The sequence below is a fragment of the Synechococcus sp. H55.11 genome, assembly GCF_047462475.1.
Lineage (GTDB): Bacteria > Cyanobacteriota > Cyanobacteriia > Thermostichales > Thermostichaceae > Thermostichus.
In genome coordinates this window covers 1-1,411 of sequence record NZ_JANSJI010000143.1, presented here as the reverse complement: position 1 = coordinate 1,411, position 1,411 = coordinate 1, and the positions used below count along the sequence as shown (strand labels likewise).

The window sequence follows — 1,411 nt, the reverse complement described above, 5'->3', positions numbered from 1 at the left end:
CCAGTCGCCCCAAGCCGAGAAAGCCGAACAACTGGCACGCCACCGCCAGCCGCTCCGTTGCCTGATGCACTCCCAAGGTTTTAAAAGCGCCCTGGAGCAAGCTGTAGAAAATCTCCTGAGCCGCCGTGCGCAGGATGCTCACCCCATCGATCCAGTTGGGATCCTCAATGGTCTGCTGCAAAAATAGGTTGTAGTGGTGGCAGTGGAAAATCACTGGCTCGCCAAAGAGAGAGAACAGCTTGCGAGCGCGGTCAAGGCGTAAATGCTCCAACATAGATGGCCTGAGCTCGAGGGGATAGGAAGGGACAACAGTTAATAACTCCCACAACTTTAGCCTTTAGCTTAATCAGCGGGAAGCCCTGCACTGTATTTGTGTTCCGTAGGTGGCGTAAGCCATATTGGGTTTACTCAAGAGCAAATCAGTGTCGGGATGAAAGCCGTTGTGCTGCAATTGAGGAGAACAAGTTAAATCTCTGGAGAGTTTCCCGCCGTGGGTCGCATGGCGGCAGCACGCTGCGACCTCTGTACCAAAAAATAAGTCTGGGAAGCAGGAAGCCCGTAAGCTATCGGTTCGCGCAGCGTGGCGTAAGTCATGTTGTGTTGGCTCAACGAGAATGAGTGTCGGGAGTCGTTCAACTGGGCAAAGCAATAGGCAAGTGCTCTACCCCCAATACGTCAGATACCGCTTTGTAGAGAATGCGCAGCTCCTGTCGGTTCAGGGTGCCTTTTTCAAGGCGGTTGCGGTCTAGACCCGTTTTCAAAGACAGGCGCAGGGCGACAAAGTTGGGATCCGGAGCGTAGCGCTTGGCGTAGCTAATCAAAGCCTGAGCAGTGGATAGAGTGTCGTCTTGAACAGGAGGCAGCAGCGGTTTGCCGTCGATGAGGATGGCTTTGATGCGCTCTGAAATTGCTTTGAGGTCGATGATGGAGCGGGTTAAAAACAAAACAAAGTAGGGACTTTTGGGGAAAGACTTCAGAATCACCCGCACATGAGACGAGCCCGCTGTGAGGTGATCCGCCTCCTCCTCAGGGCTGACCGTTTGGCAAAGGCGGTTGTTGGCCTGCAATAGGTCGCTGGCGTAGGTGCCCAAAAGTTCCAGCGCCTGCTCTTCCTGGGTGTCGCTGGCGTAAGTTACCTTAGCTACCGTTTTGCCATCCGTAACTCGCCCTATCAAGACGGCAATAAGGCCAGGCAGCCCAGCAATATGCTGCTCAATTACACTTTGCAGGGTGCGGATAGCCATGCTCCTCTTTGCTCCTCCCTAAGGTGAAGGCTGGGTTGTCCTCTCATCGTAACGAGTAGGAAGGCTAGCCTGGGAGTATTTAGAAGGGATGTAAACAAAGACCCCTGAGGACGCTCAGCCCTCGCGCCACGGATCCCAGTTCTCATGAAATTTGCCTTCCAGAATGG

1 protein-coding gene and 1 pseudogene are annotated in these 1,411 nt (G+C 53.8%); both read right to left on the bottom strand.

Annotated features, from left to right (window positions below; genetic code table 11):
• A pseudogene (locus NW853_RS06265) lies at positions 1–274 on the bottom strand (hypothetical protein); the annotation flags it as partial.
• 358 nt (positions 275–632) lie between these two features.
• Positions 633–1,244, bottom strand: coding sequence for a hypothetical protein (locus tag NW853_RS06260; protein WP_414348396.1), 612 nt, complete (start codon positions 1,242–1,244; stop codon positions 633–635).
• Positions 1,245–1,411: the final 167 nt, after the last annotated feature.

Excerpts from the sequence above, each read along its gene's own strand:
- NW853_RS06260 (WP_414348396.1), bottom strand. The coding sequence starts at position 1,244 with ATGGCTATCCGCACCCTGCAAAGTGTAATTGAGCAGCATATTGCTGGG.